The organism is Streptomyces sp. MnatMP-M17, from assembly GCF_900091995.1.
Classification (GTDB): Bacteria; Actinomycetota; Actinomycetes; order Streptomycetales; family Streptomycetaceae; genus Streptomyces.
Window position 1 is genome coordinate 1 of sequence record NZ_FMDK01001233.1, and the last position, 1,531, is coordinate 1,531.

1 protein-coding gene is annotated in these 1,531 nt (G+C 70.8%); it reads left to right on the plus strand.

The window, feature by feature from the left end; all coding sequences use genetic code 11:
- Positions 1-3 precede the first annotated feature (3 nt).
- A complete protein-coding gene (locus GA0115259_RS38140; protein ID WP_093605200.1) occupies positions 4-1,476 on the plus strand; it encodes an MFS transporter in 1,473 nt (490 codons plus the stop codon).
- Positions 1,477-1,531 lie beyond the last annotated feature (55 nt).

A 1,531-nucleotide genomic window follows, 5' to 3' on the forward strand; every position in this document is an offset into this window, starting at 1 on the left:
CCGATCAGGGCCGGAGACGCAGCGCGGGACAGCGGAGCGGCGGCGGGCGGGCCCGTCCCGTCCGCCGCGGGCACGACGCCCGATCCACGACGCTGGAAGGCGCTCGCGGTCTGTCTGGTCGCGGGCTTCATGACGCTTCTGGACGTCTCCATCGTCAATGTCGCGCTGCCGTCCATCCGCGAGGGCCTGCACACGCCGGTCTCCGACCTCCAGTGGGTGCTGTCCGGGTACGCGCTCGCCTTCGGCCTCTTTCTGATCCCGGCCGGCAGGCTGGGCGACGCCCGTGGCCGGCGCGTGGTGTTCATGGTGGGACTCGCGCTCTTCACCCTGGCGTCCGCGGCCTGCGGAGCGGCCCAGTCGAGCCTCTGGCTGGTGATCGCGCGGCTGGTGCAGGGCTTCGCCGGAGGCACGGTCACTCCGCAGATCTCCGCGCTGATCCAGCAGATGTTCTCCGGCCGTGAGCGGGGCCGGGCCTTCGGCATGTTCGGCGCGGTGGTCGGTATCTCGATGGCCGTCGGACCGCTGCTCGGCGGTCTCATCATCCAGTTCGCCGGCGCCGACGAGGGCTGGCGCTGGGTCTTCTACGTCAATCTCCCGCTGGGTGTCGTCTGTCTGCTGCTCGCCCGGCGGCTGCTGCCCGACACACCGGCGGCCGGCCGGGTCAGACTGCGCGATCTCGACCCGATCGGTGTACTGCTCCTCGGCTGCACAGTGCTGTTCCTGCTGCTGCCCTTCGTCCAGTCACAGCAGTGGCACGGCGGCGAGAAGTGGCTGCTGGTGCTCGTCGCCGCGGCCCTGCTGGCCGCCTTTGTGAAATGGGAGTCCCGGTGTCATACGGGCGGCACCCAGCCGGTGCTGAATCTGTCGCTGTTCCGTGTCCGCTCGTACTCGCTGGGATGTCTGCTGATCCTGCTCTACTTCGGCGGATTCACCGCGATCTTCTTCATCACCACGCTCTATCTCCAGAGCGGACTGCACTACTCGGCCCTGGAGGCGGGACTTGCCATCACGCCCTTCGCCCTCGGCTCCGCCGTGGCGGCCGGTATCGGCGGCCGACTTGTCAGCCGCTTCGGCCGGCCGCTGGTTCTGATCGGACTGATCACGGTGGCCGTGGGGCTCGCGGCCACCGCGTCCGCCGTGCATCTCGTGCCCGGCCATGCCGCCGGCTGGGTGATGGCGGCGCCGCTGCTCGTGGCCGGTCTGGGCAGCGGCCTTGTCATCACGCCGAATCAGACGCTGACGCTCGCCGAGGTACCGGTGGCCATGGCGGGCACGGCGGGCGGCACCCTCCAGACCGGGCAGCGCGTGGGCTCGGCGATCGGTATCGCCGCCGTGGGCTCGGTCTTCTTCGCCCAGGTGGAGCCCGAGGGCTGGCCGACGGCGTACGACCACGGGCTGGTCGTGTCGGTGGCGTTCGTGGTCGCGGCACTGCTGGTCGCGGTGGCCGATGTGGTCGCGAGCCACCGGGCGTCCTAGGGCGTGTTTCGAAAGTAGCGCCGTCCGCCCGGAGGGCGGGGCCTGCGGCGTCCGG